The following is a 23,969-nucleotide window of genomic DNA, read 5'->3' as shown; positions in this document are numbered from 1 at the left end:
CACCCCTCATCCTGAGGAGCCGCAAAGCGGCGTCTCGAAGGATGAAGGCCACACTCGGGCCTCATGGTTCGAGACGGCGCTAGCGCCTCCTCACCATGAGGGGAGAAAGTTACGTGCGTGGTTCGCGTCTGTCGAGGATTCATCTGGCCGTCACAAGAGACCTGCTGCCCTCATCCTGAGGAGCGCGGAACGCGCGTCTCGAAGGATGTGGCCACGCCGGGCCTCATGGTTCGAGACGGCGCTTACGCGCCTCCTCACCATGAGGGGGGTGACAGTTACTCCCTCGGCCGCTTGTCGTAAACCCGTTTGGCCTTGCCGAGCGAGCGCTCCAGGGTTTCGGGGGCGACGGCTTGAACGCGCGCGGTGATGCCGATCGTGTTCTTGATGAAGACCGAGACCTTCTCGGCATGCACGACAAGGCCACTGCCGTCCCAGCTTTCGGGGCGGGCTTCGGCGAGCACCGTCATCTCATCCATCCGGCCTTCGCGCGAGAGCTCGATGATGAAATGGCCGCCGCACCAGTCGGTCGCGAGCAGTGCCTCCTCGATCTGGGTCGGAAACACGTTGACGCCGCGCAGGATGATCATGTCGTCGGACCGGCCGGTGACCTTCTCCATCCGTCGCATGCCCGGCCGCGCGGTGCCCGGCAACAGACGCGTCAGGTCGCGGGTGCGATAGCGGATGACCGGAAACGCTTCCTTGGTGAGCGAGGTGAAGACCAACTCGCCCTTCTCGCCGTCAGGCAGCACTTGGCCTGTCTCGGGATCGATCACTTCAGGATAGAAATGATCCTCCCAGATGTGGAGCCCGTCCTTGCTCTCCACGCATTCCTGCGCGACACCGGGGCCGATCACCTCGGAGAGGCCGTAGATGTCGGTCGCGTCCATATCGAACGCGTGCTCGATCTCGGCCCGCATCGCATTGGTCCAAGGTTCGGCTCCGAAGATGCCGAACTTCAGCGAGGAGTTCCGTGGATCGAGTCCCTGCCGCCTGAACTCGTCCAATATCGCAAGCATGTAGCTCGGCGTCACCGTGATGATGTCGGGCCGGAAGTCGTTGATGAGCTGCACCTGCCGCTCCGTCATGCCGCCAGAGACCGGCACCACGGTGCAGCCGAGCCGCTCGGCGCCGTAGTGCACGCCGAGCCCGCCGGTGAAGAGGCCATAGCCATAGGCATTGTGGATGATCATGCCGCGGCGGCCGCCGGCGGCGCGGATCGATCGCGCCATCACCTCCGACCAGATGTCGATATCGGCTTGCGTGTAGCCGACCACGATCGGCTTGCCCGTCGTGCCGGAGGAGGCATGCACGCGCACCAGCCTTTCGCGCGGCACCGCGAACATGTTGAACGGATAGTTGTCGCGCAAGTCGGTCTTGACCGTGAACGGAAATTTCGCGAGGTCGGAAAGCTCCCGGAATTCGGACGGATGCACGCCGGCCGCATCGAAGGCGCGCCTGTAATGCGCGACATTGTCGTAGGCGTGCTGCAGCGACCAGGCCAGCCGCTGTGTCTGCAGCGCCATGATCGCGTCGCGCGAGGCGCCTTCGGCCTCGTCCATCTCAGCGCTGTAACCACTTCCCGTCGATTTGAGTTTTGGCATGGCCATGGCGCGTTCCTCGATGTCTATTTTGCTTTGTCTTTTGCTTTGTCTCGTTGTCCGCTGTCGGCAGCCAGGTGCCGCCGATCACGCGTGAATGTCCGCGGAACTCGGCGATCACATCAGCCCCTGCGGTGACGCGGACGTCATAGATTCCGGATCGCCCGTTGCGCGAGATCTCGCGCGCGGTGGCGATCAGGCGGTCGCCGAGCTTGCCGGGCCGGATGAAGGTGATGCTGCCTTGCGCGGCGACGACGCGTTCATTGTGGCTGTTGCAGGCAAAGGCGAAGGCGGAATCGGCCAGCGTGAAGATGAAGCCGCCATGGGCGATGCGCTGGCCGTTGACCATGTGCGATGCAATCGTCATCGCAAGCGTCGCCTGCCCCGGCTTGATCTCGACGATCTCCATGCCGAGGCCCTTGCTGGCGTCGTCCTCCTTCCACATCGCCTCGGCGCAGGCGCGTGCGAGGTCTTCAGGCGAAAGCGTAGCCTTGACGTTCACGTTCAACTCCCTGTCGCCGGGCCTTCTTGAACAGGCCTCGTTGCATTAGTTGTGAGGCGCCGCCCCCGAAGTGTCAACGCGGCTTAACGCTCTATACGTGGTCGTAGTCGACCACGACCTTGTCCGAGCAGGGCCGCGCCTGGCAGGTCAGGATGAATCCCGCCTGCAATTCCCAGGGCTCCAGCGAATAGTTCACCTCCATCTCGGCCTTGCCTTCGACGAGCTTGGCGCGGCAGGTCGAGCACATGCCGCCCTTGCAGGCGAAGGGCAGGTCGATGCCGGCGCGCAGCGCAGCATCGAGGATGGCTTCATCCTCCGCAACCGGCACCTCGCGCCGCTTGCCGTCGATGATCAATGACGCCAGCGCCTTCGGCGGCGCGCCCGGCTGCACGATCTTCTTCGGCCGCGGCTTGCCGCCGAACTCGGAGACGAAGCGTTCGACGTGGATCTTATCCTCGGCGAGGCCGAGGTCGCGGCAGGTCGCCTCGATCTCCTCGCTCATCCCGCTCGGGCCGCAGATGAAGACGTGATCGACGCTTGCGGCCGGCACCAGCGAGCGCAACAGCACCCTCACCTTCTCGCCGTCGAGCCGGCCGTGCAGGATCGGGATGTCCTGCTCCTCGCCCGAGATGACGTGGAACAGCGAAAGCCGCTGCATGAAGCGATCCTTCAATTCCTCCAGCTCTTCAAGGAACAGCATGCCTGAGGTCGAGCGATTGCCGTAGAACAGGAAGAAGCGGCTTTGCGGTTCGCGTGCCAACACGCCCTTGACGATCGACAGGATCGGCGTGATGCCACTTCCCGCGGCAAAGCCGACATAGATCCGCGCCTCCTCCGGCGCCGGCGTGACGCCGAAGCGGCCGGTCGGCGTCATCACGTCAAGCTCGTCGCCGGCTTTAAGGTCTTCCGCCGCCCAGTTCGAGAAGGCGCCGCCATCGACTTTCTTCACGGCAATGCGCAGTTCGCCGTCGTCAGGGCCGGAGCAGATCGAATAGGATCGGCGCACTTCCTCGCCGTCCAGCATGGTGCGCAGGGTCAGGTATTGGCCTGGTACAAAGCTGTAATCGCTTGCGAGCTCCTTCGGGATTACAAAGGTCATCGATATCGCGTCCGCGGTCTCGCGGCGCAGGTCATTGACGGCAAGGCGATGAAAGCGGGGTGCGAGCGACATGGGTCAATGACACTTGAAATAATCGAACGGTTCGCGGCAGCTTCTGCAGCGCCACAGCGCCTTGCAGGACGTCGAGCCGAATTCGGAGAGAAGCTCTGTATCGACAGATCCGCATTGCGGGCACGCGACCTGCTGCTGGCCGAACAACGCGCGGCGCGAGCTGCCGGGCAGCGGCGGCGCGATGCCATATTCCTTCAGCTTGCGGCGGCCATCCTCGCTCATCCAGTCGGTGGTCCAGGCCGGCGACAGCACAATGCGGATTTTCGAATCCCGAATGCCCTCGCGCTCCAGCGCCAGCTCGATCTCGAGCGCGATCATGTTCATGGCCGGGCAGCCGGAGTAGGTCGGCGTGATCGCGACTTCGACCCGCCCGCCATGAACCGCGACATCACGCAGCACGCCGAGATCGGCGATGGTCAGCACGGGAATCTCGGGGTCAACCACCTGCGCGGCCGCCTCCCAGGCGCGCCGGCGCAGATCGGCGTCGCTGACGACGGCGGTCACCATGTCGCCCCCGGAAACGTTCGCTGCAGCGACTGCAATTCGCTCAGCAGATGGCCGAGATGCTCGCTGTGCCGGCCGCTGCGTCCGCCTTCCTGCATCCAGTTGCTCGCGGGTAAGCGAAGCGTCGCCTCGTTCACCACAGCGGTTATCGTCTTCAGCCATTGCGGATGCAGCGGCACCGGGTCGACCGCGATGCCGGCATCGATCAGGCCGCGCTCAGAGTCGTCGACGGCGAACATCTCTCCGGTGAAGGACCAGAGATCGTCGATCGCCGTCTGCGCGCGGCGATGGCTTTCCTCGGTGCCGTCACCGAGCCGGATGATCCATTCCGACGAATGCCTGACGTGATAGGCGCTCTCCTTCTCGGATTTCCCTGCGATCGCCGCGAGCGTCGCATCCTTCGACTGCATCATCGCGCGCCAGTAAAGATCGGCGAAGGCGGCATAGAAGAACTGCCGCACGATGGTGCGCGCGAAATCGCCGTTCGGCTGCTCGACCAGGAGGAGATTGCGGTACTGCCTGACATCGCGCAGGTAAGCGAACTTGTCCTCGTCGTTAGTCCCACCCTCGACCTTGGCGGCGTAGCTGTAAAGCTCGCGCGCCTGTCCGAGGAGATCGAGCCCCATATTGGCAAGCGCCATGTCCTCTTCCAGCGTCGGCGCGTGTCCGCACCATTCCGACAGACGGTGCCCGAGGATCAGCGCATCGTCGGCACGCCGCAGCGTGTAGAGCACGAGCGGGGTTTCGGAGATTTGGATGTTGGCGATGGCCATTCTATGCATCCACATTTTCGGACCTCATCCTGAGGAGCCTGCGCCAGCAGGCGTCTCGAAGGATGGGCTCCGGACACCATCGGGGCCTCATGGTTCGAGACGCGCTGCGCGCTCCTCACCATGAGGGGAAACAGTCACATTCTCGAACCTCATCCTGAGGAGCGCGTAGCGCGTCTCGAAGGATGGGCCGCGGGCACCGTCGGGGCCTCATGGTTCGAGACGCGCTGCGCGCTCCTCACCATGAGGGGAAACAGTCACATTCCCGAACCTCATCCTGAGGAGCGCGTAGCGCGTCTCGAAGGATGGACCGCGGGCACCGTCGGGGCCTCATGGTTCGAGACACGCTGCGCGCTCCTCACCATGAGGGGATAGAGAGAGTTACATATGCCCGACTTCTTCAGGCACGTCGTAAAACGTCGGGTGCCGGTAGATCTTCGACTCCGCCGGCTCGAACATCATGCCCTTCTCGGCCGGGTCGGAGGCGGTGATCGCATTCGACGGCACCACCCAGATCGAAAGACCCTCGCCGCGGCGGGTGTAGATGTCGCGCGCCGCCTGCAGCGCCAGCGTGGCGTCGGCGGCATGCAGCGAGCCGACGTGCTTGTGCGCAAGCCCGTTGCGGCTGCGGATGAAGACTTCCCAGAGCGGACTATTCGGCGTGGCCATCTCGGCCTCCCTATTCGGCTGCTTGCGCGAACTGCCGGCGCTTGCGCTTTTCGGCGTACGCAGCCGCCGCCTCGCGCACCCAGGCGCCCTCGTCATGCGCCTTGCGGCGCGCCGCGAGACGATCGCGGTTGCAGGGGCCGTTGCCTGACAGCACCTGCTTGAACTCCTCCCAGTCGATCGGGCCCGGCACCCAATGGCCGTCTTCGTCCCGCTTCATCTTGGGGTCGGGAATCGTGAGGCCGAGGAACTGCGCCTGCGGCACGGTCGCATCGATGAATTTCTGCCGCAGCTCGTCGTTGGAAAAGCGCTTGATCTTCCATTTGGTCGAGGTGTCGCTGTGCTGGCTCGCCTTGTCGGGCGGACCGAACATCATCAGCACGGGCCACCACCAGCGGTTCAGCGCATCCTGCGCCATCGCCTTCTGCTCAGAGGTGCCGCGGCACAGCGTCAGCATGATCTCGAAACCCTGGCGCTGATGGAAGGATTCCTCCTTGCAGACACGGATCATCGCGCGCGCATACGGACCATAGGAGCAGCGGCACAGCGGGATCTGGTTCATGATCGCCGCGCCATCGACCAGCCAGCCGATGGTGCCAATGTCGGCCCAGGTCAACGTCGGATAGTTGAAGATCGAGGAATACTTTGCCTTGCCCGCCAGCATCGCATCGACGAGCTCTTCGCGCGATGTGCCGAGCGTCTCGGCGGCGGCATAGAGGTAGAGCCCGTGGCCGCACTCGTCCTGCACCTTGGCGAGCAGTGCGGCCTTGCGGCGCAGCGTCGGTGCGCGCGTGATCCAGTTGCCCTCGGGCAGCATGCCGACGATTTCGGAATGGGCGTGCTGGGAAATCTGCCGCGTCAGCGTCTTGCGATAGGCCGCGGGCATCCAGTCGTTCGGCTCGACGCGATCATCGGCATCGATGCGCGCCTGGAACGCTGCGGCGCGCGCGGCATCCTCGACATTGCGGTCATCTGCGTCAGACGTATTCAGCGCCTGCGTGTACATGGCCGACCTCCCGAATTTTATTGTCTTTGATATATATCAAAATTTGAGTTCTTGCAAGTATTTTTGTAACATATTTACGCGCCCTCGAAGCGCCGGGAAAGTTCCACGCTCGGCTTCGGCAGCGGGCCGTCCTCGTTGGTCGCGTGCCGGTCAAGCCATTGCTCGGACAAGGGAAGCACGCCGCGATAGATTTCGCCGCAGAGCTTTCGCGCCGCACTCCCCGGCCAGTCCGTCGGCAACAGCGCCGTTGGCAGCAGCGGATCGCGCAGCACCACGCGGCGGTAGTAGTGGATCAGGAGGATGCGGGCGGTGAAGGCGTCAGCGTCGGTGAGGTCCTCGCCGCGCGCCAGCCAGCCGCGCAGCGGCTCGAACGTCCTGATGAATTTCTGATAGGCGTCCGCGGTGCGATTAAGCGGCCAGCTCTCGCTGAGCAGTCGCCGCCCGTTTTCATCTTCGGCAGAGACTTCCAGGCGGATGGCGCCGGAGGCCTCATCGGGAATCGGCACGCCCGACGGCGCGACCCACACGCCCGGCAGCGGACTGCCGAAGCCGGCGTTCTTCAGCGCCTCGCGTGCGGCGTCGCGATCTTCGCCATTGCCGATCAGCAGCAGTTCGAAGCGCCCGGTCCAGTCCGATGGCGGCGGATCGTAGATGTGCCTGGTTGCGGTGTCGAAGGTCTGCCGCCCCCTCTCGTTCAATCGGTAGAAGCTGTTGCGGCCGACCTTGTTGCGCTCGAGCCAGCCGTCGGCGGCGAGTCGCGACATCGCGGTGCGCACCACGCCGCCGTCGATGTCAAGGAAAGCAAAGAAATCCAGCAGCGTGCCGAGCCACACCGAGCCGCCGCGCGGCACGATGGAGTCGCCGAACACGGTGATGACGATGGAGCCGGTGCGCGACGGTTCGCGCTTCAACAGGTCGATGATGCGGTCAAGCGGCTGCGGCATACGTCCACGCATACCGCGTTTCGCGTGAGGGCGACAATGGTGGCTCGTGGTAGGCAGCCGGGCTGCATCCTTCGAGACGCCGCTTCGCGGCTCCTCAGGATGAGGTCTAGCAGCGGAGGCGAGGCTCCATATCCTCATGGTGAGGAGCGGCCTCTTGGCCGCGTCTCGAACCATGAGGCCCGATAGCGCTACCGGTTCGGATCCGGATAAACCATGGCGCGCCAGCCGCTCCGATCGAACGGCGCCCACTCTCCTTCGCGCTGCGCCAGCCGATCGGCGACCGCGTAGACGACGGCGGGATGGTGGCCCATGCCGCAATGGCTGCTCTCGACCTCGATGCTCTCCGACATCGCGGAAACCTGTTCGCGGCAGCCCTGCCAGGCGCAGATGCCGTCGGTGCGGCTGAAGATCGCCGTGGTCGGCACCGGAGGCGCGCTCGCCAGCGATCCGCCGAAGCGCGGGTCCTCTTCCTCGGCGCGGCGGCCGCTCGCGATCTCATACACGCGCCAGGCGTTGGTCGATTTCGGCCCGGCGGCGAACGGGCTGCCGAGCGTGATCACCTGGCGCACGCGCTCCGGCATCATCTTGGCGAGCTGGCGCGCATAGAGGCCGCCGAGGCTCCAGCCGACGAGGGAGACCTTGCGGCCATGGGTGTCGTTCATCTCCTCCAGGAGATCGACCATGCCCTGCTGCACGCCCGTACGCAGGCCGAGATTGCGCCCCTGGCGCCAGCCACTGACCGCATAGCCCTTGCTCCTCAGGAACTCGCGCAACGGCCGCGTCGAGAGATCCGATGCGACGAGGCCGGGCAGCACCAGCACCGGATGACCATCGCCGCGCGGCGCCAGATTCAACAGCGGCAGCGCGCCGAGGAAGGCGCCGAGCTCGTGGATGGCGCGCCCTTCCATGAGCATCAGCGTCCTGGACGGCGGGCGAAGCGTCTCTGCGGCAAGGGACATCGTATCTCCTTCCGGCCGGCCTTCGCGTTTGCGCCAGCCGCCAATGAATAAGTAAAGCTATGGAAACCGTCTTCGTCTTTCAAGCGAACTGGATCACACAGATCACAACAAAACCACCCGCGTGCCCGGTCGGTCACACGAGGCGCAGCAGGTATTCGATCGTGTAAAGGATCAATCCGGCAAGTCCGCCGATCAGCGAGCCGTTGAAGCGGATATATTGCAGGTCCCTGCCGACATTGATCTCGAGCAGCGAGATCAATTGCTGCATGTCCCAGGCCTTCATCTGGTCGGAGATGAAGGTCGAGACCCCGCTCTTCTGATCGGCGACCACCGTCCGCAGGATCGCGACCAATCCCTCGTTGATCTCGGCACGCAGCTCGGCGTCGCCGGCCAACGCCTCTCCCGCCTCCACGAACATCCTGGCAAGATACTGCTGCAGCACCTGCGTCTCTCCCGAGGCGCTGCGCTCGATGAAGTCTTTCACGTTCGACCAGATGTTGCGTGCGAGGCCTTCAAGCTCCGGCCGCGCCAATAGATCGCGCTTCAATCGGTTGATGCGATCGGCAAAGGCGCGATCGCTGCCGAGCCGTTCGACGAACGACAGCAGCATGCGGTCGAACTCGCCGCGGAACGGATGCTTTGGATCGTCGCGCACCTCCTCGAAGAACTTCGTCGCGGAAGCGATGATCCGGTTCACGACAAATTTGTCGGCGCGATAGAGTCTCAGGAGCGTCGGCATCTCCGCGCGGACCTTGTCGCGAATGACCGCCATGGTCTCCTTCGTCGTCAGCGTCTGGTGCAGGACGCGCAGGATGTCGTCGAGCAGGCCCTCGTGCTTTCCCTCCTGCACGAAGCCGCGCAGCGCGCCGGCGGCAAGCGGCGCCAGATCGATCGCCAGCAGTTGCGCAGTGACGCGGCGGCTCACGAACTTCATCAGCCCCGAATTCTCGGTCGCCGAGAACGCTTCCGGCAAAAGACGCAGCAGGAAGCGTGCAAGATCGGTCGAGCGTTTGCGGTCGCGCAGCCAGTCAGCGATGAAGGCGCCGAAATCGATCTCACGCAGCTTGGCCTCCACCGGCCCTGCTTCGAGAAAATTCTTCTCGATGAATTCGCCGAGCTTCTCGGCGATGCGCGCCTGGTTGCTCTGGATGATTGCGGTGTGCGGGATCGGCAATCCCAAAGGCCGCTTGAACAAGGCGACGACCGCGTACCAGTCGGCGAGGCCGCCGATCGTCGCGGCTTCCGCAAACGCCGCGATGAAGCCGAACACGGGATGCACCGGCACCAGCGCTTTCGCGGCGAGGAACAGCACGAACGTCGCAGCTAACACCCCGGTCGCCAGCCACTTCACGCGCCGCAACTCCGCCGCGCGAACCGCGTCGGCGGGAGTAACGATGGTGAGGGTGGCGGGAAGGGTCATGACGCTTCAACAACGGTTGGTTGGCTGCGATCATATCGCGCCACACCCACTGCCGTCATGGCCGGGCTTGTCCCGGCCATCCACGTCTTGGTGCATGCGGCAAGAAAGCGCGTGGATGCCCGGGACAAGCCCGGGCATGACGGAGCAACAAAAAAAGAAGGCCCGCAACCGGCGGGCCTCGGAAAACCAGAGTTGGCAGCCTGACGCGATCAGGCGGTCTTGCTGTAGACCTTGGCGAAATTGTCCTGCGCGGACTTCGCACCTTCGGTGACGAGCTTGCCGACATATTCGCTGGCGGCCTTGGCCCGCGAGACGAACACTTCGCCGCGCGCACGCACCAGGTCCGACTGGATCTGCACCGCTTCGTTCAGCGATTTGGCGGAAGCCAGCTTGTCGATACCGTTGAAGAACGCTTCCGCGTCCTGATAGATCGCCTCCTGGATATTGCGGCTGATCTTGGCGGCCTCGGAAACCGAACCGGCAACGGCGGATTCGATCACGGCGGTCACCTTCTCCGAGCCGGCATGCAGGTCGGCGGCACGAACCTTGGCGGTCTCGGCCTGCTTCTTCACGAACTCACGGGCGGCTTCCGGCACTTCCAGATTCTGGAGCTTGGTGAAAGCCTCGGTGACGGGCGCAAAGGCCTGCTTGACGCTATCAAAAACGGAATTGGTCTCGGTGGTCATTAGGGTCTCTCCATCCTCGGTTAGAGCTATGGGCTCACCCCGTCCAGATCTGGCCCGGGGCGCCATGCTTATGCCATGGTTAATGGTGCGGCGCAATATTCATGCTGCGACGCAATATCACAAATCCGTGAACAGAGGTAATATTAGGCGATTTGCCCGCCCGACGGGCGGCAGGTTGGTCAAACCTGTTGCTGAACGGCCCCCGGCAGCCCGTAAGCCTCCATCTGCGCCCGAACCTGCGCCACATTGTGCCCGAGCACCACGATGTCGTGGGTCGCGCCGGCTGCATCGCGGACATGGTCGTGCAGCAGCGCCTCGGCCCTGAAGCCGAGGCTTTCGAACAGGGCGATCGCGCCCCTCTGGTCGACCGTCATCTGCACCGACAGCTTCTCGAGGCCCGCGCCAAGCGCCAGCGCAAACGTCTCCTGCGACAGCGCCCGCCCCACGCCCTGCCCACGGACGTCCAGGGACACCACCATCCGGATCTCGCCGACATGGGGCGACCAGGAGTGGCGGTCGCGCACCAGCGTGCCGCAGCCAACCACGACGCCATCCCTCAGCGCCAACAGGCTCACGATGTCGCCGCGTTCGATCTCGTTGAGCCATGCCGAAAGCACCTTCGGCTCGCTGATGTTGCGCGGCAGGAACAGCAAATCATGCGTCGGCAGCTTCTGCGCGAAAGCCAGCACCGCGGCTTCATCCGCGCGGGACATCAGGCGGAACTCGATCTCGCCGGCTTCGGTCTTGACGCGCCGCGGATAAGAACGTGTCTCACTCATGTCGATCGCTTCCCCAGCCAGGAATCCAGTTTCGGCCACAGCCGTTTGATCGCATTGGCGCCGGCGACGAGGCTGACATGGCCGCCCTTGAGGATCACCTCCTCTTTGTCGGTCGAGCCGACTTTCGGGATCAGATGTCGCGCCGCCTCATACGGCACGATGTGGTCGTGCTCGGCGACCGCGTGCAGGATCGGCACCTTGATGTTCTCGAGCTTGGCCACGCGCCCGCCGACCGACATGACGTCGTTATAGAGCTTGTTGTCCCACATCAGGTCCTTGGTGATGGTCCGGAAATAGTCGCCGGCGAGCGGCAGCGTGTCGGTCGCCCAGCGGTCGAACATCCGGTACGACTTCACGAACTCGTCGTTCCAGATGTTGTCCCAGAGCTGCACCTGGCTTGCCGCGCGCGAGGCCGGCCGCAGCATCTCGAACGACGACAGGATCAGTTCGGGCGGCATGTTGCCGACGCTGTCGATCAGGCCGTCGACATCGAAATAGCGCCGGTCGGCAAAATTCGAGAACAGCTTCATCTCGCGGAAGTCGATCGGCGTGGTGAAGCAGATCAAATTCTTCATCGGCCCGTCCTGGAAGATCGAGCCATAGAGCAGCGACAGCACGCCGCCGAAGCAATAGCCGATGACGGAGACGTCGGTCTCGCCGGAATCCTGCTGCACCCGGCGGACACAGTCTGGAATGAAGTCGAGGACGTAGTCCTCCATCCTCAGGTTCTTCTCTTCCGGTTTCGGCGCGGTCCAGTCGAGCATGTAGACGTCGTAGCCGCGCGTGAGCAGGAATTCGATGAAGCTTTGTCCCGGCATCAGATCGAGAATATAGCCGCGGTTCGTGGTCGCCATCACGATCAGGATCGGTACGCGATAGATTTCATCTGCGACGGGGCGATAGTGATAGAGGTTCATGGTGCCGCGGCTGGCCAGCACGTCCTTTGGCGTGGAGCCGAGCGCGGGACCCGAGGTCGAGAAATATTCGACGCCCTTGATGCTGCGCTGAATCGCGCGCTGCACCTCGGACTGGACGCGCTCCGCGATCGACGCGGCATCGATCCCCAACGGCGCGTTCATTTCTGCGCTTTCTCCGCAGGCGGACGCTTGGTGCGCGGCGGCCGCGGCTTGGCCGCTGTCGCGCTCTCCGCATTGCCCGCGCTGCGGTTCATCTGGCTCAGCAGCACCTTGATCTCGTTGAGCTGGCCTTCGATCGATTGCAGGCGCTCGGCCATGCCGACGAGCTGCGCCCGGCTCGGCAGGTTCATGCTCACGAGATATTTCTCCATGAGCTCGCCGAACTGCTTCTGCGCACCGGCCGCCATGCCGCCGGCCTGGTTCATGAGCTTGCTGAATTCCGGCGTCCCCATCGCCTGGTTGGCGAAGGAATTGAATCCCTTTTCCAACTCGCCGAGCATCGTCTGCCAGACGACGGCGGGGTCATTGCCCTTGTCGGCCATTGGCGCTCTCCCACGTGGTTACGAGCGCTTGCCACGCTTCGCTTGTTTGCTGTCCATACCACACCGTTGCAGCGAGCCGGTCAACCCAAGTTGACATTGCACGCCGCGTCAGAAAGCTTCTGCGCTGCGGCAAACCGTGGCATAGAGTGGTCAATCAAGAACCCAGCCGAGGAGGCCCCGTGACCACCCTCGCCCACCAGCCGCCGCAGATCATCCGCGCCAATGGCGTCGACATCTGCTACGAGATCTTCGGCGGCGAGAGCGCCGAACCGATGCTGCTGATCATGGGGCTCGGCGCCCAGATGATCCATTGGGACGACGAATTCTGCGAACAGCTCGCCGCGCGCGGCTTTCGCGTGATCCGCTTCGACAACCGCGACATCGGCCAATCCGGCAAGCTCACCGGCGGCGGGCGGCTGACGCCATTCGAATTCTTGAAGCTGCGTCTCTTCAAGATCCCTGTGGCCGCGCCCTACAAGCTGATCGATATGGCCAAGGACACCGTCGGCCTGATGGACGCGCTCGGGCTGAAGTCGGCGCATCTGGTCGGGGCCTCCATGGGCGGCATGATCGCGCAGGAAGTCGCGATCTCCTTTCCGCGCGCCGTGCGCTCGCTCACCTCGATCATGTCGACGACCGGCAATCCGAAAATCCCGCCGCCGACCCGCGAGGCCGGGGCGGTGCTGATGGCGCCGCCGCCGCGGACGAAGGACGAATTTATCGAGCGCTTCGCACAGACCTGGAAGATCCTGCGCGTCGGCTCCTTCCCGGAGGACGAAGCGCTCGATCGCTCGCGGGCGCTGCGCACCTACGAGCGCGGCCTCAATCCCGCCGGCGTCGGCCGCCAGCTCCGCGCCATCCTCGCCTCCGGCAGTCGCAAGCAACGCCTGAGCGCCGTGAAGGCACCGACACTCGTCATCCACGGCACCGTCGACCCGCTGGTGCACCCGGCCGGCGGCAAGGACACCGCGGCCTCGATCCCGGGCGCGAAGCTGTTGATGATCGACGGCATGGGCCACGCATTGCCGATCCCGATGTGGCGCGAGATCATCGACGCCATCGACCAGCACGCGCATGGCGCGGCGGTGACGGCGGCGTGACGCTGAATTGTAGGGTGGGCAAAGCGAAGCGTGCCCACCATTCACGATCGGAGCAAGAATAGGTGGGCACGCTTCGCTTTGCCCACCCTCATATGGGGCTTTGTGAGTCAAGGCTCTTGAACCGGTGCGGGTTGGGTTTTTGCAGTGAGAGGGCGGCGCGCGGAGCCATGCGTAGCGCAGCGCGACGACCGGGCCCCGGGCGAGGATTGGCTTCCGAAGATTTCTGCAGCTCACTGCATCACCTCATATCCGGTCGGATCGGCTGATCCGTACCCACATTCCGCATGCTTGCGGCGAGGAAGCCAAGAGGATGAGACCCATCTACAAAGCGGCCTGGTTGGGCCCCTGGGTGGCACGGTCATCATCCATCCTGTACGGGGCGCGCGGCGCGGAGCCGCCTCGCCCTGGTGGCGTGGTCCGGTGCTAGGCCTTCATCACGGCCTGCTCCGGAACAAGGCCGGTGGTGAGATAGCGCCACAGCGCCACGATCAGCTTGCGCGCCAGCGCGACGATGGCGATGCGCTTGGCGCGCTTGCCGGCGTTTTCGGTGCGGGTGCGGAACCAGCGGCTGAGCGCGCTGTCCGGCTGATGGCGCAGCCAGAGCCAGGCCAGTTCGATCGTCTTGTGGCGGGCGCGCCGGTTGCCGGCCTTGCTGATCCCCTGCTCGCGATCGATGCTGCCGCTTTGCCAGGGACTGGGCGCCAATCCGCAATAGCTGGCGACCTCGCGCCGGTTGCGGAAGTCCTTGTAGAACACCTCGTTCACCAGCGTCGCGGCAAACGCCGGGCCGAGCGCCTTGAGCTGCTGCAACTGATCCCGTCGCTTCGCCATCGGCGCCGGCGCCGCGGCGGCTTCCGCCGCGACTTCTGCCGCGACTTCTGTAGCGACTTGGGCCTGCTCCAGCGCCTTGAGCTGGTCGCGCACCAGCATCAGCCGGGCATGCTCGCGCTTCACTTCGGCCAGAAGCTGCGGCGGCAGCGGCTGCCCTTGCCAGTCCCGCTGCTGCTCCAGCCAGGCGAGCCAGGTCCGTCGTCGCAAGGTGCCGGCCGCCATGCCCAACAGGCGCAGCAGCGCCTTGATCCGGTTGGTGTGCCCCGTCTGCTCCTTCACCAGTCGTTCGCGTTCGCGGCTGGCGCGCCGGGCGTCCTCCTCGGCCACGCTCGGCACCCGGACGATCCGCACCACCCGCGGCTCGCCTCGCAAATGAGCCATCAAGGTGCGCAGCAGAAGCTCGCCATCGATCCGGTCTGTCTTCGCCCGCCGCGCCCGTTGCTCCACCGCGATGCTCGCCGGGTCGAAGATGAAGTTGGTGATCCCAGCCGCCGCGAGCAGCCGGTGCAGCCAGAAGCCGTCATAGCCAGCCTCGTAGCAGCTCACCACCCGCGGCGCCGCTCCAAGCTTCGCAGTCGCCCGGGCCTTGACCTGCTCGATCAGCGCCAGCAGCCCGGCGTGATCGCCGCCTTCCAGCTTGTGGCGCGATATCCGGTCCCGATCCGGACTGTGCAGCGTCACCAGCCACGTCTTCTGACTCAGTTCGATCGCAACGAAAATCGTGCCACAATGCCCGGCGGTGGGCGTGTTCTTGGTCAATGCTTGCATCAGACTCTCCGATGGTTCGAGTGTGGAAACCCAAACCTACCGGAAAGGGCGCGCTCACCGCCCCATGGAATCTACAACTCACGGCTACCCACCCGCCCAGACGTCGAGCACATACCTATTCTTCGCGCCAAGGTCTTCGATCCAGCGCGCCGCCTCCCCAGCATCGCCGCCGTTCTGCTCGCGATGGATCGACATCAAGGTCGCCTTGACATCCGGCTCCATCTGGCCGCCGTCGCCGCAGACATAGATGATCGCGCCCTTCCCGATCAGGTCCCAGACCCGGTTCTTCTGCGCGGCGATCAGATCCTGCACATAGGTCTTCGAGCCGTTGAGCCGCGAGAACGCCGTATGCAGCTCAGCGACGCCGTCGGCGGCGAACGCCTTCAGCTCGTCGGCATAGATGAAATCCTGTTCTGGATGGCGGCAGCCGAAGAACAGCAGCGCCGGCCCGAGATTTGCGCCTTGCGACTTGCGATGTGCGCGCTCCTGCAGGAATCCGCGGAAGGGTGCGAGGCCCGTACCGGGACCGACCATGATCAGCGGCACCGACGCGTCGTCCGGCAGCCGGAAGCCGGCCTTGGTTTCACGCACCGTGGCATGAATGGTGTCGCCGACACGGCGGCCGGAAAGATAGTTTGAGCAGACGCCCTTGTAGATGCCGCGGCCCGAGCTTGCCGGCGCCTCCACCACGCCGACGGTGACGCTGCAGCGCGCGGGATTGCCTGAGGGCGAGGACGAGATCGAATAGTAGCGCGGCGCCAGCAGCGACAGCATTTCGAGATAGATGTGGAACGGCAGTTCGCAGGCCGGATGTTCTTCCAGGAGATCGAACACCGATTTGCGCTTGCCCATCACCTCGCTGCGATAAAGTTCGCCGGATGCGTCGTCGTCGCCGACATAGGCGAGCAGCTTTGGCTTGGTGATCGGGCAGCGCGTATGCTCGGCCATGACCTGGATCTGCTTGCGGGTCGCGACCTGCTGCAGTTCCACGAATTCGGTGAGCAGTCGCCCGACCGAGATTGCATCGCCGACCGGCAACTGCGCGCGGCGGCCTTCGGCGACTTGCAGCCTGACCTGGTCGGCCGGCAGGAAACCGAAGCGGCGCGCGACCTGATCCACCAGCGTCGGATCGTTGCGCGGCACCACGCTCAGATGGTCGCCGACGCGGTAGCTGATGCCGGGCGGCAGCTCCACCTCGACATGCCGCGTGGAGCGCTCGGACGGATTCTCGCCGGCCTTGTTCTGCAGCTCGGCATTTTCCAGCACCTTCATCGCGACCGCGCCGCCCTGCGCGACGATGGTGTTGACTGCGCTCGGCGCCACCGGCTCGACCGCATAGAGCGGCTCGTCCTCCGGCGTGCGGGTGAAATTCCAGTCGATACCGAATTCCTTGGTCGCAACCTGCGCGGCGGCAGGAAACCATTTCTGGAACTGACCGTCGAGATCGGCGCGGGCGTCGCCCTCGCCGCGCGGAAAGACGGCGCGCGCGCCGTGAGCCGCGAGTTGCTCGTCGATGAAGCGCGGCACCGACTGATAGGTCGCCGCCCAATCGCTGTTGCCGCAGCCGAACACCGCATAGCGCACGCCGGCGAAGGCGTCCTTTGCCAGATCGCTACCGAGCCATTTGACGAATTGCGTCGCGTTGTCCGGCGGCGCGCCATTGTAGGACGCGCAGATGATCAGGACGCCACCTTCAGTCGGCAGCTTCCCGAGATAGTCGTCGAGCGGACCGAGCCTGGTGTTGAATCCATTGACCTCGGCGAGATCGGCCATCCGCGTCGCCAGTTCCTCGGCCGAGCCGAGATTGGAGCCGTAGAGCACCAGCATCGGCGTGTTGTGCCCGAGCCGCGGTTTCGGCCGCGGCGCCCTTGGCGCAGCCGATGCCGCTGCAACCGCCCCAGCAAAAGCGCCGAGCTCCCTGTCCTCGCGCGGGCGCACCTTGAGCTTGAAGCCATCGGGCTTGATCGTCAGCGTTTCCTTCAGGTGCATCTGATAGCGATGCACGTCGATCAATTTGAAGCGCTGCAGGATCATGCCGAGCGCGAGTGCCGCCTCATGCATCGCAAAGCCGCGGCCGATACAGGCGCGCTGGCCATTGCCGAACGGCTTCCAGGCATTGATCGGTCGCTTGGCCTCGGCCTCACGGCTGAAATTCTCGGGATCGAAGACGTCCGGATTCGGACCCCAGACGCTGGGGTCACGATGGAGCGCCATGACCAGGATGGTGACGAACGTGTTCTTCTTCAGCTTGTACTTGCCGCCGATGGTCTCGTCTCGCAGCGGTGCGATGCCATAGGCCGGCGCTGGCGGCCACAGCCGCAGCGCCTCTTTCAGGACTTGCGTGATGTAACTGAGCTGGGTGACCTGCTGATAGGTCGGCTTGGCGTTGATATCGGGGCCGAGCACGCGATCGACCTCCGCATACGCCTTCTTCAGCACTTCGGGATGCTTCAGCAGCGCATAGATCGTGCTCGACAGCAGACCGCTCGTCGTCTCATGGCCCGCGATCAGGAATGTGTTGATCTGGTAGCGGATGTTGACGTCGTCGAGCTGCTCGCCGGTAGCGCGGTCGATGCCGGTCATCATCGCAGCCAGCATGTCCTTCTGGCCTTCGCCGACATCGGCCTGGCTCTGCCTGCGCTCGGCGATGATCTCGTCGACCATCTTGTTCATGAAGGCGACGTCTTCTGCGAGCGTCTTGCGGCGCTTCTGCATCCACAAGCCTTCGAGCGGCAGGCCGCGGGTCATCATGATGGTCTCGAGCGAGCGCACCAGCGATTCCACGAAGGGGTGATAATCGCGGCGATAGAACGAATTGAAGCGGTAGTCGAAGCCGCAGAGCCCGATCGTGTCGAGCGTCAACGCCGTCATGTCGCGGACGACATCGATCTCCTCATCGGCGTTGAGCCGCTCCCATTTCTTCACGAGCTGTTCGGCAATATCGACCATGCTCGGATGGTAGGACTGCATGGCGCGGTTGCCGAACGGCTGCAGCAGGATGTTGTGCGCCTTGCTCCAGTTCGGCTCCTTGGTGTCGGCGGTGAACAGGCCGTCGCCGCCGACCGCGCGCACGCGCCGCAGCGAGCCGCGCACCGCCTTGTCGAAGCGCTTCTCGTCGGACAGCTCGTCGACGAGATCGTGGCCGGAGACGATCACGAGCGGGGCGCCCATCATGTCGAGCCAGTAGATCGGCCCCAGCTCCTTGGCGAGCCGTACCAGATGCTGCACCGGCGCCGCCGAGTCCAGCGACAGCATGTTGCCGACCACCGGCATGGTCGGCGGATGCGGGATCGGACTCAGTCGGTTGCCGGACGCCATTGTGGAAATATCCCCTGGTCTCGCCTTTATCTCATCCCGTCATTCCGGGGCGCGCGGAGCGCGAGCCCGGAATCCATCGGGCCGCATGCGCAGGCGGAGAAATGGATTCCGGGCTCGATGCTGGCGCATCGCCCCGGAATGACCGCGGCGCTCGTTTGCTCGCAGTGATACCTTCACTACCGCCGCTCGTCACCCAAACCGCCTTCTACGCCATTCGATCAGCTTGGCGCTGACTTCTTCCGGTTTCTCCTGCTGCGTCCAATGGCCGCTGTCCCTGACCAGGTATTTCTCGAGGTCAGGAATGAGCTTGTCCATGCCGTCGGCCGAGGACGGCGGCAGCACCGCGTCGTTCTCGGCCATGATCATCAGCGACGGCACCCGCACGGTGTGATCGAGCCCGTCGGAGCGTTGCCAATTGCGCGACATGTTGCGGTACCAGTTGATACCGCCGGTGAAGCCGGTCTTGGTGAAGGCATCGACGAACACCTGCTTCTCTTCCGGCGACAGGATCGGCGCGCGCGGATCGTGCTTGGCATCGTAATTCGCGATCATCTGCGGGAAAGCCAGGTTGAGCCGCGGGGATGCGCCGACACCGGCCACGACCTCTTCCGCGGGGGCGTCGGGCCGCCGCGCCGGCTTGCGCATGAAGGCATCAAAGGTCTGCTCGACCCGGCTGCCAAAAATCTTGTCCGGCCCGTGCGTGGGGTCCTGGAATTGAACGATGTACATGTGCTCGCCGAACCGCTTGCGCAGCAGCTCGATCGGATCGGCCCAGGCGCGATTGGTATGCGGCGTATTGATGCCGACCACGCCGGCGACGCGGCCCGGATACCGAAGCGGCATCTGCCAGACGACGAACCCGCCCCAGTCGTGGCCGACGAAAATGGCCTTGTCGATTCCGAGATGGTCGAGCAGGCCGACGAGATCGGCGGTCAGATGCTCGATATCATAGGCCTCGACCGGCTCCGGCCGATCGGTCGCGCCATAGCCGCGCTGGTCCGGCGCGATCACGCGGATGCCGGCCTCGCTCAGCGCCTTGATCTGGTGACGCCAGGAGAACGCGAGCTCCGGCCAGCCGTGACACAGCACCATCGGCGGCTTGTCGTTCCTGGGGCCGGCTTCGTAAAAGCCCATGCGGATGCCATTGGTCTGGGCGAACTGCAGCGGGGGCATTTCCATCATCGAGACAATCCTTATTCAGCGGCGCTCTTGGTCTCGGCTGGCGGTGGCACAAAGGCCGCCTCCAGCGCGTCGAATTCGCCCGGCAGCATGTCGCACAAGACCTGCACATGCGGAATGATGTTGGCGCCGGCGACGAAACCGAAATCGAGCTGGTCGCGATAGCTCTGCACGGTGATGTTGAGCGCCAGGCCATGGGTCGCGATCGACACCGGGAAGATATGCAGCAGTTCGGCGCCCGCGGCGTAGAGCGTCTGCCGCGGCCCCGGCACATTGGAGACGGTAATGTTGGCTGCCGGCGGCAGCACGTTCGACAGGTCCGAGCGGCTGTAGAGCAGCGCCAGGATCTGCACCAGGATCGGGGCGCCCAGCATCGAGACGTTGGAGACCTGCGGCATGAACGCCCGCAGCGGATGCGACATCTCCTTCGACTTGGTGGATTGCGCGATGATCGCTTCCAGCCGCGCCTTGGGATCCTCGATGTTGGTCGCGATCGAGCAGATCATGCCGAACACCTGGTTGTTCGAGTCGGTATTGCCCTCCTCGCGCAGCGAGATCGGCACCGCCGCCGTCAGCGACTTGTTCGGCAGCGCACCCTGGCTGACCAAATGGCGGCGCACTACGCCGGAGGCGAGCGCCAGCACCACGTCATTGAGCTTGCCGCCGGCCTGTTTTGCCACCGCCTTGGCCCGCGACAGCGAAATCGAGGTGCCGGCGAAGCTGCGCTCCGAGGAGATCGCCTTGTTCAGGATGGTCGGCGGCGACACCATGCTGGCGAGGCTTTCGCGCGATTTCGGATCCGAGACCTTTGTCACAACTTCCGACACGCTTTTCAGCATCGCCGGCACGGCGCTTGCGAACTTGATCGCGTTCTCGATCTGGAACATGGCGTTGTCGAACAGGATCGAGCCGAGATCGCTCTTGCCCGAGCGCGGCAGCTCGATCGCCCTTGGCGCGGCGGCATCGAGCGGCTGGGCCCAGAGCTGCTGATAGGAATCGATCAAATTGGCCGCGATGTCCCGTGGTTCCTGCGCGACCTTCCGCGCGGTCGGCGGGTCGACCTTCCGCGGGATCGGCGAGATGTCGTAGATCATGCTGGTGAGCGCGGCGCCCGCGCCACCGTCGATGCAGGCATGGTGCATCTTGGAATAGAGACCGATCTCGTTGTTCTGCATGCCCTCGAAGACGTAGAACTCCCACAGCGGCCGCGCGCGATTGAGCAGCTTGGCATGGATCCAGCCGACGAGGCGCTCCAGCGTGGCGCGGTCATGCGGCGCCGGCAGGCTGCCGCGGAAGATGTGGCGATCGATGTCGAACTGGTCGTCCTCCACCCAGGAAGGATGGTCGATGTCGAGCGGCGCCTTCGCCAGGCGCGATTTCAGGATCGGGGCGATGTGCAGTCGCGAGGCGATCATCGCCTTGAAGTCTTCGAAGAAGTCGCCCCGGTAGTCGTCAGGCAGGCGGAAGATCGCCATGCTCCCGACATGCATCGGCATTTCCGGCGTTTCGAGATAGAGAAACGACGCGTCCAGCGACGACAGTTTCTTGGCGTCGGCCATGGCTTCCTCCCGGTGATTGTGTGCGGCGCCTTGATGGCGCTCTCATTCGGACGGCCGGTGCTGCGGCGTCGATCAGGATTGTGCCTGTTCCGGGGGTGGATAGGCAATGGCAAAGGGGCCGGACCGGTCAAAATGCCTGAACTTGCCCTCCGCCTGCGCCAGCCGGTCGGCCACCGCCCAGAGCGCCGCGGGATTGACGCCGAGCCCGATATGGCTTGCGAGCAGCACCTCGATATTTTCGGCCGTTGCCGACGGGCGCTGCACGCTGGTGCGCCAGTTCACAATGCCGTCAGCGCGCGAGTAGATCGACGTGGTCGGCACCGGCATGTCGCCGGCGATCGCCTGCCGGACCTCGGGAATGTCATCGACGCTCTCGCCTGTCAGCGCCTCGTAGAGCCGCGTCGCGTTGGTGGCACGGATATCGCCCGCAAACGGGCTGCCGAGCGTGATGACGGAGCGCACCATCTCCGGCGCGTGCAGCGCCAGGTCGCGCGCATAGACACCGCCAAGGCTCCATCCGACGATGCTCACCTTGCGTCCGGTAGAGTCGGCGATCCGCCGCAACAGATCGCGCAGCGAATAGCGCATCCGGCCTAGGCCACCGATATTGCGACCCAGGCTCCAGGCATAGGTGTCATAGCCCAGCGCTTTCAGGTACCGCCGCATAGGCGCCATCGACAGGTCGCTCGCCAGGAACCCCGGCAGCGTCAGCACCGGATGGCCATCCCCTCTTGGCGCGCGCATCAAGAGCGGCAGCAGCAGGAGGCTCGAATTGAACTCGAGCAAACCCCTGCTCTCGGCCAGCATCAGACAGATGTTCGGTGGACGCAGCCGGCGTTCGCTCTCCTCACGGCTGCCATCCACCGTCGCCATCTATTTCCTGTCCTTCTTCGAGGGAGCACCGAGGCCGGCCATCGCCGCGAACATGTCCTGGAAGCGCTCGGCCAGTTTGGGATCGAGCCAGCTCTGCATCAGCGCCTCCGGCGAGATCTTCTCGATGTTCTGCGTCATCTGCTGCTGCAGCTTGTCCATGACCGCCATCTGCATCGGCGCGACATCCGGCAGGCCGAAGAACTGCCGGGCTTCGAGCGGTGTGCAATCTATTTCGATGTTGACCTTCATGACCGCTCCTCAATGCCGTTGACGCAAGAACATGATCCGGAAATCGATTCTTCGAAAGGATCGTGCCCTGGAGCAGTATCGCCACGAGAGGGCTCGTCACGCAAGCGGGACAGCGAAAGTTAGCATGATCCGAGGGAGCATCATGAGATCAGGTCATGCATCCGCGATGGATGCTGCGCTCCCTCTCCCGCTTGCGGGGAGACGAGCATAGCTCGCTCCGGGAGGGCTGGGGTGGGGGTGTCTCCGCGAGTCCCCCAGTGGAGAGAGCCCTCACCCGGCGCTACGCGCCGACCTCCCCCGCAAGCGGGGGAGGTGAAGAACCGGCCGCGTCAACTAAACCGCTCCACTGCAAACGGCTTCGCATCTGCAAACGGTGTCTCGCCGGTCATCATCTCGGCAAGCAGCCGGCCGCTCACGGGCCCGAGCGTCAGCCCGTGGTGCTGATGGCCGAAATCGAACCAAAGCCCGGGGTGGCGCGGCGCCTTGCCGATCACCGGCAGCATGTCGGGCAGGCACGGCCGCGCGCCCTTCCAGGGCTTTGCTTCCACGGGATCGCCGAGCGGAAACAGGTTGCGCGCCCGCGGCACCGCCCGCTCGACCTGGACCGGGGAAGCCGGGGCATCGCGATGGGCGAACTCGACGCCGGTGGTCAAACGGATGCCGCGGTTCATCGGCGCGAGACAATAACCGAGATCGGAATCGAGCACGGGATGGTTGAGCACGGCGTTGCCGTCCGGCCTTAGGTGCAAATGATAGCCGCGCTTGACCTGGAGCGGGATCGAATAGCCGAGCGGACCGAACACCTGGTCGGACCAGGGGCCCATCGCGACCACGACCTCACGGGCGGTCACGGTACCCTCGCCGATTGCCACGCGCCATCGGCTACCGGATTGTTCGAGCGTCCGGGCGTCGCCGACAAAGAACCGGCCGCCCCTGCGGCCGAACAGCGCGGCATAGGCCTTTGCCAGCGCGCCGGGATCGGCTATCGAGCCCGGCGCCGGCGAATATACCGCGCCGGCAAAGTCGCCCGATAGGTTTGGCTCGCGCGCTGCGATGCCGTTGGCATCGAGGACCTCGTTTGTGACGCCATATTGCTTTGCACGCTCAGTATCGCGCACGGCCTTGGCAAAGGTCGCTTTGCTGCGATAGAGCTTGATCCAGCCGGTCTTGCGCAGCAATTCCGGGACGCCGGCTTCCGCGATCAGCGCCTCATGCTCGATCAGGCTCTGCCGGATCAGCGGCATCTCGGCGAGCGCGCTGTGCAATGCACCCTCCGGCGAGGAGGCGAAATAATAGCTGATGAGCCAGGGCAGGAAGATCGGCAGGTCGGCGACGCGGTAGCGCACCTGCGGCGCGCGGTTGAGCGCATAGCGGAGCAGTTCGCCGAAATCCCGTGGGAACATGTAAGGAAAAACCGAGGCGCATTCGATGATGCCGGCATTGCCGTAACTCGTCTCCTCGCCGGCGGCGTCATGCCGGTCGACGAGGACGACGTCGCGGCCTCGTTTTTGCAGATGCAAGGCGGCACCAACACCGACCATGCCTGCCCCCAGGACAAGAACATCGGCCCTAAGTTCCGCCATCCGCACTCCGAAAGTTCAATGTCACGCGCGCGCCCAACCGCCAGC

21 protein-coding genes and 1 pseudogene are annotated in these 23,969 nt (G+C 64.5%); 1 reads left to right on the top strand and 21 read right to left on the bottom strand.

Going from position 1 to position 23,969, the window contains the following annotated elements:
• Positions 1–275: 275 nt before the first annotated feature.
• The 14 genes and pseudogenes from paaK to ACVJGD_RS44250 all read right to left on the bottom strand — a co-directional run bounded on the left by paaK (position 276) and on the right by ACVJGD_RS44250 (position 12,464).
• Positions 276–1,607 carry a phenylacetate--CoA ligase PaaK gene (gene paaK / locus ACVJGD_RS44315; protein ID WP_456639975.1) on the bottom strand — a complete coding sequence of 444 codons (1,332 nt, stop codon included), beginning with the start codon at positions 1,605–1,607 and terminating at the stop codon, positions 276–278.
• Between the two features lie 49 nt (positions 1,608–1,656).
• Positions 1,657–2,100 (bottom strand): annotated as a pseudogene (gene paaI, locus ACVJGD_RS44310) (hydroxyphenylacetyl-CoA thioesterase PaaI); the annotation flags it as partial.
• Positions 2,101–2,191: 91 nt separating this feature from the next.
• Positions 2,192–3,271: a 1,2-phenylacetyl-CoA epoxidase subunit PaaE gene (gene paaE, locus ACVJGD_RS44305; RefSeq protein ID WP_456639974.1), complete on the bottom strand. Its 1,080-nt coding sequence runs from the start codon at positions 3,269–3,271 to the stop codon at positions 2,192–2,194.
• 3 nt (positions 3,272–3,274) lie between these two features.
• Positions 3,275–3,778, bottom strand: a complete 504-nt coding sequence (gene paaD / locus ACVJGD_RS44300) for a 1,2-phenylacetyl-CoA epoxidase subunit PaaD (RefSeq protein WP_456639973.1) — start codon at positions 3,776–3,778, stop codon at positions 3,275–3,277.
• Positions 3,772–4,548: a 1,2-phenylacetyl-CoA epoxidase subunit PaaC gene (gene paaC / locus ACVJGD_RS44295; protein ID WP_456639972.1), complete on the bottom strand. Its 777-nt coding sequence runs from the start codon at positions 4,546–4,548 to the stop codon at positions 3,772–3,774. The genes paaD and paaC overlap by 7 nt, the downstream gene beginning before the upstream one ends.
• A gap of 378 nt (positions 4,549–4,926) precedes the next feature.
• On the bottom strand, positions 4,927–5,214 hold the full coding sequence (gene paaB / locus ACVJGD_RS44290) for a 1,2-phenylacetyl-CoA epoxidase subunit PaaB (protein ID WP_454630423.1): 288 nt from the start codon (positions 5,212–5,214) through the stop codon (positions 4,927–4,929).
• Between the two features lie 10 nt (positions 5,215–5,224).
• Positions 5,225–6,217, bottom strand: coding sequence for a 1,2-phenylacetyl-CoA epoxidase subunit PaaA (paaA, locus tag ACVJGD_RS44285; RefSeq protein WP_456639971.1), 993 nt, complete (start codon positions 6,215–6,217; stop codon positions 5,225–5,227).
• Positions 6,218–6,291: 74 nt separating this feature from the next.
• Positions 6,292–7,161: a phenylacetic acid degradation operon negative regulatory protein PaaX gene (paaX, locus tag ACVJGD_RS44280; protein WP_456640580.1), complete on the bottom strand. Its 870-nt coding sequence runs from the start codon at positions 7,159–7,161 to the stop codon at positions 6,292–6,294.
• A gap of 188 nt (positions 7,162–7,349) precedes the next feature.
• Positions 7,350–8,120: an esterase/lipase family protein gene (locus ACVJGD_RS44275; protein ID WP_456639970.1), complete on the bottom strand. Its 771-nt coding sequence runs from the start codon at positions 8,118–8,120 to the stop codon at positions 7,350–7,352.
• A gap of 133 nt (positions 8,121–8,253) precedes the next feature.
• Positions 8,254–9,540, bottom strand: coding sequence for a DUF445 domain-containing protein (locus ACVJGD_RS44270; RefSeq protein WP_456639969.1), 1,287 nt, complete (start codon positions 9,538–9,540; stop codon positions 8,254–8,256).
• A gap of 209 nt (positions 9,541–9,749) precedes the next feature.
• A complete protein-coding gene (locus ACVJGD_RS44265) occupies positions 9,750–10,226 on the bottom strand; it encodes a phasin (protein ID WP_456639968.1) in 477 nt (158 codons plus the stop codon).
• Positions 10,227–10,405: 179 nt separating this feature from the next.
• The gene (locus ACVJGD_RS44260; protein WP_456639967.1) at positions 10,406–11,005 is read right to left on the bottom strand and encodes an N-acetyltransferase family protein; all 600 of its coding nucleotides are present in this window, start codon (positions 11,003–11,005) and stop codon (positions 10,406–10,408) included.
• Positions 11,002–12,084: an alpha/beta fold hydrolase gene (locus ACVJGD_RS44255; protein ID WP_456639966.1), complete on the bottom strand. Its 1,083-nt coding sequence runs from the start codon at positions 12,082–12,084 to the stop codon at positions 11,002–11,004. The genes ACVJGD_RS44260 and ACVJGD_RS44255 overlap by 4 nt, the downstream gene beginning before the upstream one ends.
• Positions 12,081–12,464, bottom strand: a complete 384-nt coding sequence (locus ACVJGD_RS44250) for a hypothetical protein (RefSeq protein WP_456639965.1) — start codon at positions 12,462–12,464, stop codon at positions 12,081–12,083. The genes ACVJGD_RS44255 and ACVJGD_RS44250 overlap by 4 nt, the downstream gene beginning before the upstream one ends.
• Before the next feature lie 179 nt (positions 12,465–12,643).
• On the opposite strand from ACVJGD_RS44250, the gene ACVJGD_RS44245 reads away from it, so the two are divergent.
• Positions 12,644–13,564: an alpha/beta fold hydrolase gene (locus ACVJGD_RS44245; RefSeq protein ID WP_456639964.1), complete on the top strand. Its 921-nt coding sequence runs from the start codon at positions 12,644–12,646 to the stop codon at positions 13,562–13,564.
• 423 nt (positions 13,565–13,987) lie between these two features.
• Here the strand turns inward: ACVJGD_RS44245 and ACVJGD_RS44240 are convergent, their stop codons facing one another.
• The 7 genes from ACVJGD_RS44240 to ACVJGD_RS44210 all read right to left on the bottom strand — a co-directional run bounded on the left by ACVJGD_RS44240 (position 13,988) and on the right by ACVJGD_RS44210 (position 23,924).
• A complete protein-coding gene (locus ACVJGD_RS44240) occupies positions 13,988–15,163 on the bottom strand; it encodes an IS110 family RNA-guided transposase (RefSeq protein ID WP_456632918.1) in 1,176 nt (391 codons plus the stop codon).
• Positions 15,164–15,247: 84 nt separating this feature from the next.
• Positions 15,248–18,481 (bottom strand): bifunctional cytochrome P450/NADPH--P450 reductase, encoded by a 3,234-nt coding sequence (locus ACVJGD_RS44235; protein WP_456639963.1) that lies wholly within the window; start codon positions 18,479–18,481, stop codon positions 15,248–15,250.
• A 189-nt stretch (positions 18,482–18,670) separates the two neighbouring features.
• A complete protein-coding gene (locus tag ACVJGD_RS44230; RefSeq protein ID WP_456639962.1) occupies positions 18,671–19,663 on the bottom strand; it encodes an alpha/beta fold hydrolase in 993 nt (330 codons plus the stop codon).
• An 11-nt stretch (positions 19,664–19,674) separates the two neighbouring features.
• Positions 19,675–21,219 carry a WS/DGAT/MGAT family O-acyltransferase gene (locus ACVJGD_RS44225; RefSeq protein ID WP_456639961.1) on the bottom strand — a complete coding sequence of 515 codons (1,545 nt, stop codon included), beginning with the start codon at positions 21,217–21,219 and terminating at the stop codon, positions 19,675–19,677.
• A 72-nt stretch (positions 21,220–21,291) separates the two neighbouring features.
• Positions 21,292–22,092: an esterase/lipase family protein gene (locus tag ACVJGD_RS44220; protein ID WP_456639960.1), complete on the bottom strand. Its 801-nt coding sequence runs from the start codon at positions 22,090–22,092 to the stop codon at positions 21,292–21,294.
• On the bottom strand, positions 22,093–22,341 hold the full coding sequence (locus ACVJGD_RS44215; protein WP_456639959.1) for a DUF6489 family protein: 249 nt from the start codon (positions 22,339–22,341) through the stop codon (positions 22,093–22,095).
• A gap of 329 nt (positions 22,342–22,670) precedes the next feature.
• Complete coding sequence (locus ACVJGD_RS44210; protein WP_456639958.1) at positions 22,671–23,924, bottom strand: FAD-dependent oxidoreductase; 1,254 nt, start codon at positions 23,922–23,924, stop codon at positions 22,671–22,673.
• Positions 23,925–23,969: the final 45 nt, after the last annotated feature.

This window comes from Bradyrhizobium sp. USDA 10063 (genome assembly GCF_054063735.1).
The sequence above is the reverse complement of the archived record's forward strand: the minus strand, read 5'-3'. Positions and strand labels throughout refer to the sequence as shown.

What these genes read in the sequence shown, in the direction of transcription:
- paaK (WP_456639975.1), bottom strand. Translation starts at nt 1,607, where the DNA reads ATGGCCATGCCAAAACTCAAATCGACGGGAAGTGGTTACAGCGCTGAG.
- paaE (WP_456639974.1), bottom strand. Translation starts at nt 3,271, where the DNA reads ATGTCGCTCGCACCCCGCTTTCATCGCCTTGCCGTCAATGACCTGCGC.
- paaD (WP_456639973.1), bottom strand. Translation starts at nt 3,778, where the DNA reads ATGGTGACCGCCGTCGTCAGCGACGCCGATCTGCGCCGGCGCGCCTGG.
- paaC (WP_456639972.1), bottom strand. Translation starts at nt 4,548, where the DNA reads ATGGCCATCGCCAACATCCAAATCTCCGAAACCCCGCTCGTGCTCTAC.
- paaB (WP_454630423.1), bottom strand. Translation starts at nt 5,214, where the DNA reads ATGGCCACGCCGAATAGTCCGCTCTGGGAAGTCTTCATCCGCAGCCGC.
- paaA (WP_456639971.1), bottom strand. Translation starts at nt 6,217, where the DNA reads ATGTACACGCAGGCGCTGAATACGTCTGACGCAGATGACCGCAATGTC.
- paaX (WP_456640580.1), bottom strand. Translation starts at nt 7,161, where the DNA reads ATGCCGCAGCCGCTTGACCGCATCATCGACCTGTTGAAGCGCGAACCG.
- ACVJGD_RS44275 (WP_456639970.1), bottom strand. Translation starts at nt 8,120, where the DNA reads ATGTCCCTTGCCGCAGAGACGCTTCGCCCGCCGTCCAGGACGCTGATG.
- ACVJGD_RS44270 (WP_456639969.1), bottom strand. Translation starts at nt 9,540, where the DNA reads ATGACCCTTCCCGCCACCCTCACCATCGTTACTCCCGCCGACGCGGTT.
- ACVJGD_RS44265 (WP_456639968.1), bottom strand. Translation starts at nt 10,226, where the DNA reads ATGACCACCGAGACCAATTCCGTTTTTGATAGCGTCAAGCAGGCCTTT.
- ACVJGD_RS44260 (WP_456639967.1), bottom strand. Translation starts at nt 11,005, where the DNA reads ATGAGTGAGACACGTTCTTATCCGCGGCGCGTCAAGACCGAAGCCGGC.
- ACVJGD_RS44255 (WP_456639966.1), bottom strand. Translation starts at nt 12,084, where the DNA reads ATGAACGCGCCGTTGGGGATCGATGCCGCGTCGATCGCGGAGCGCGTC.
- ACVJGD_RS44250 (WP_456639965.1), bottom strand. Translation starts at nt 12,464, where the DNA reads ATGGCCGACAAGGGCAATGACCCCGCCGTCGTCTGGCAGACGATGCTC.
- ACVJGD_RS44240 (WP_456632918.1), bottom strand. Translation starts at nt 15,163, where the DNA reads ATGCAAGCATTGACCAAGAACACGCCCACCGCCGGGCATTGTGGCACG.
- ACVJGD_RS44235 (WP_456639963.1), bottom strand. Translation starts at nt 18,481, where the DNA reads ATGGCGTCCGGCAACCGACTGAGTCCGATCCCGCATCCGCCGACCATG.
- ACVJGD_RS44230 (WP_456639962.1), bottom strand. Translation starts at nt 19,663, where the DNA reads ATGATGGAAATGCCCCCGCTGCAGTTCGCCCAGACCAATGGCATCCGC.
- ACVJGD_RS44225 (WP_456639961.1), bottom strand. Translation starts at nt 21,219, where the DNA reads ATGGCCGACGCCAAGAAACTGTCGTCGCTGGACGCGTCGTTTCTCTAT.
- ACVJGD_RS44220 (WP_456639960.1), bottom strand. Translation starts at nt 22,092, where the DNA reads ATGGCGACGGTGGATGGCAGCCGTGAGGAGAGCGAACGCCGGCTGCGT.
- ACVJGD_RS44215 (WP_456639959.1), bottom strand. Translation starts at nt 22,341, where the DNA reads ATGAAGGTCAACATCGAAATAGATTGCACACCGCTCGAAGCCCGGCAG.
- ACVJGD_RS44210 (WP_456639958.1), bottom strand. Translation starts at nt 23,924, where the DNA reads ATGGCGGAACTTAGGGCCGATGTTCTTGTCCTGGGGGCAGGCATGGTC.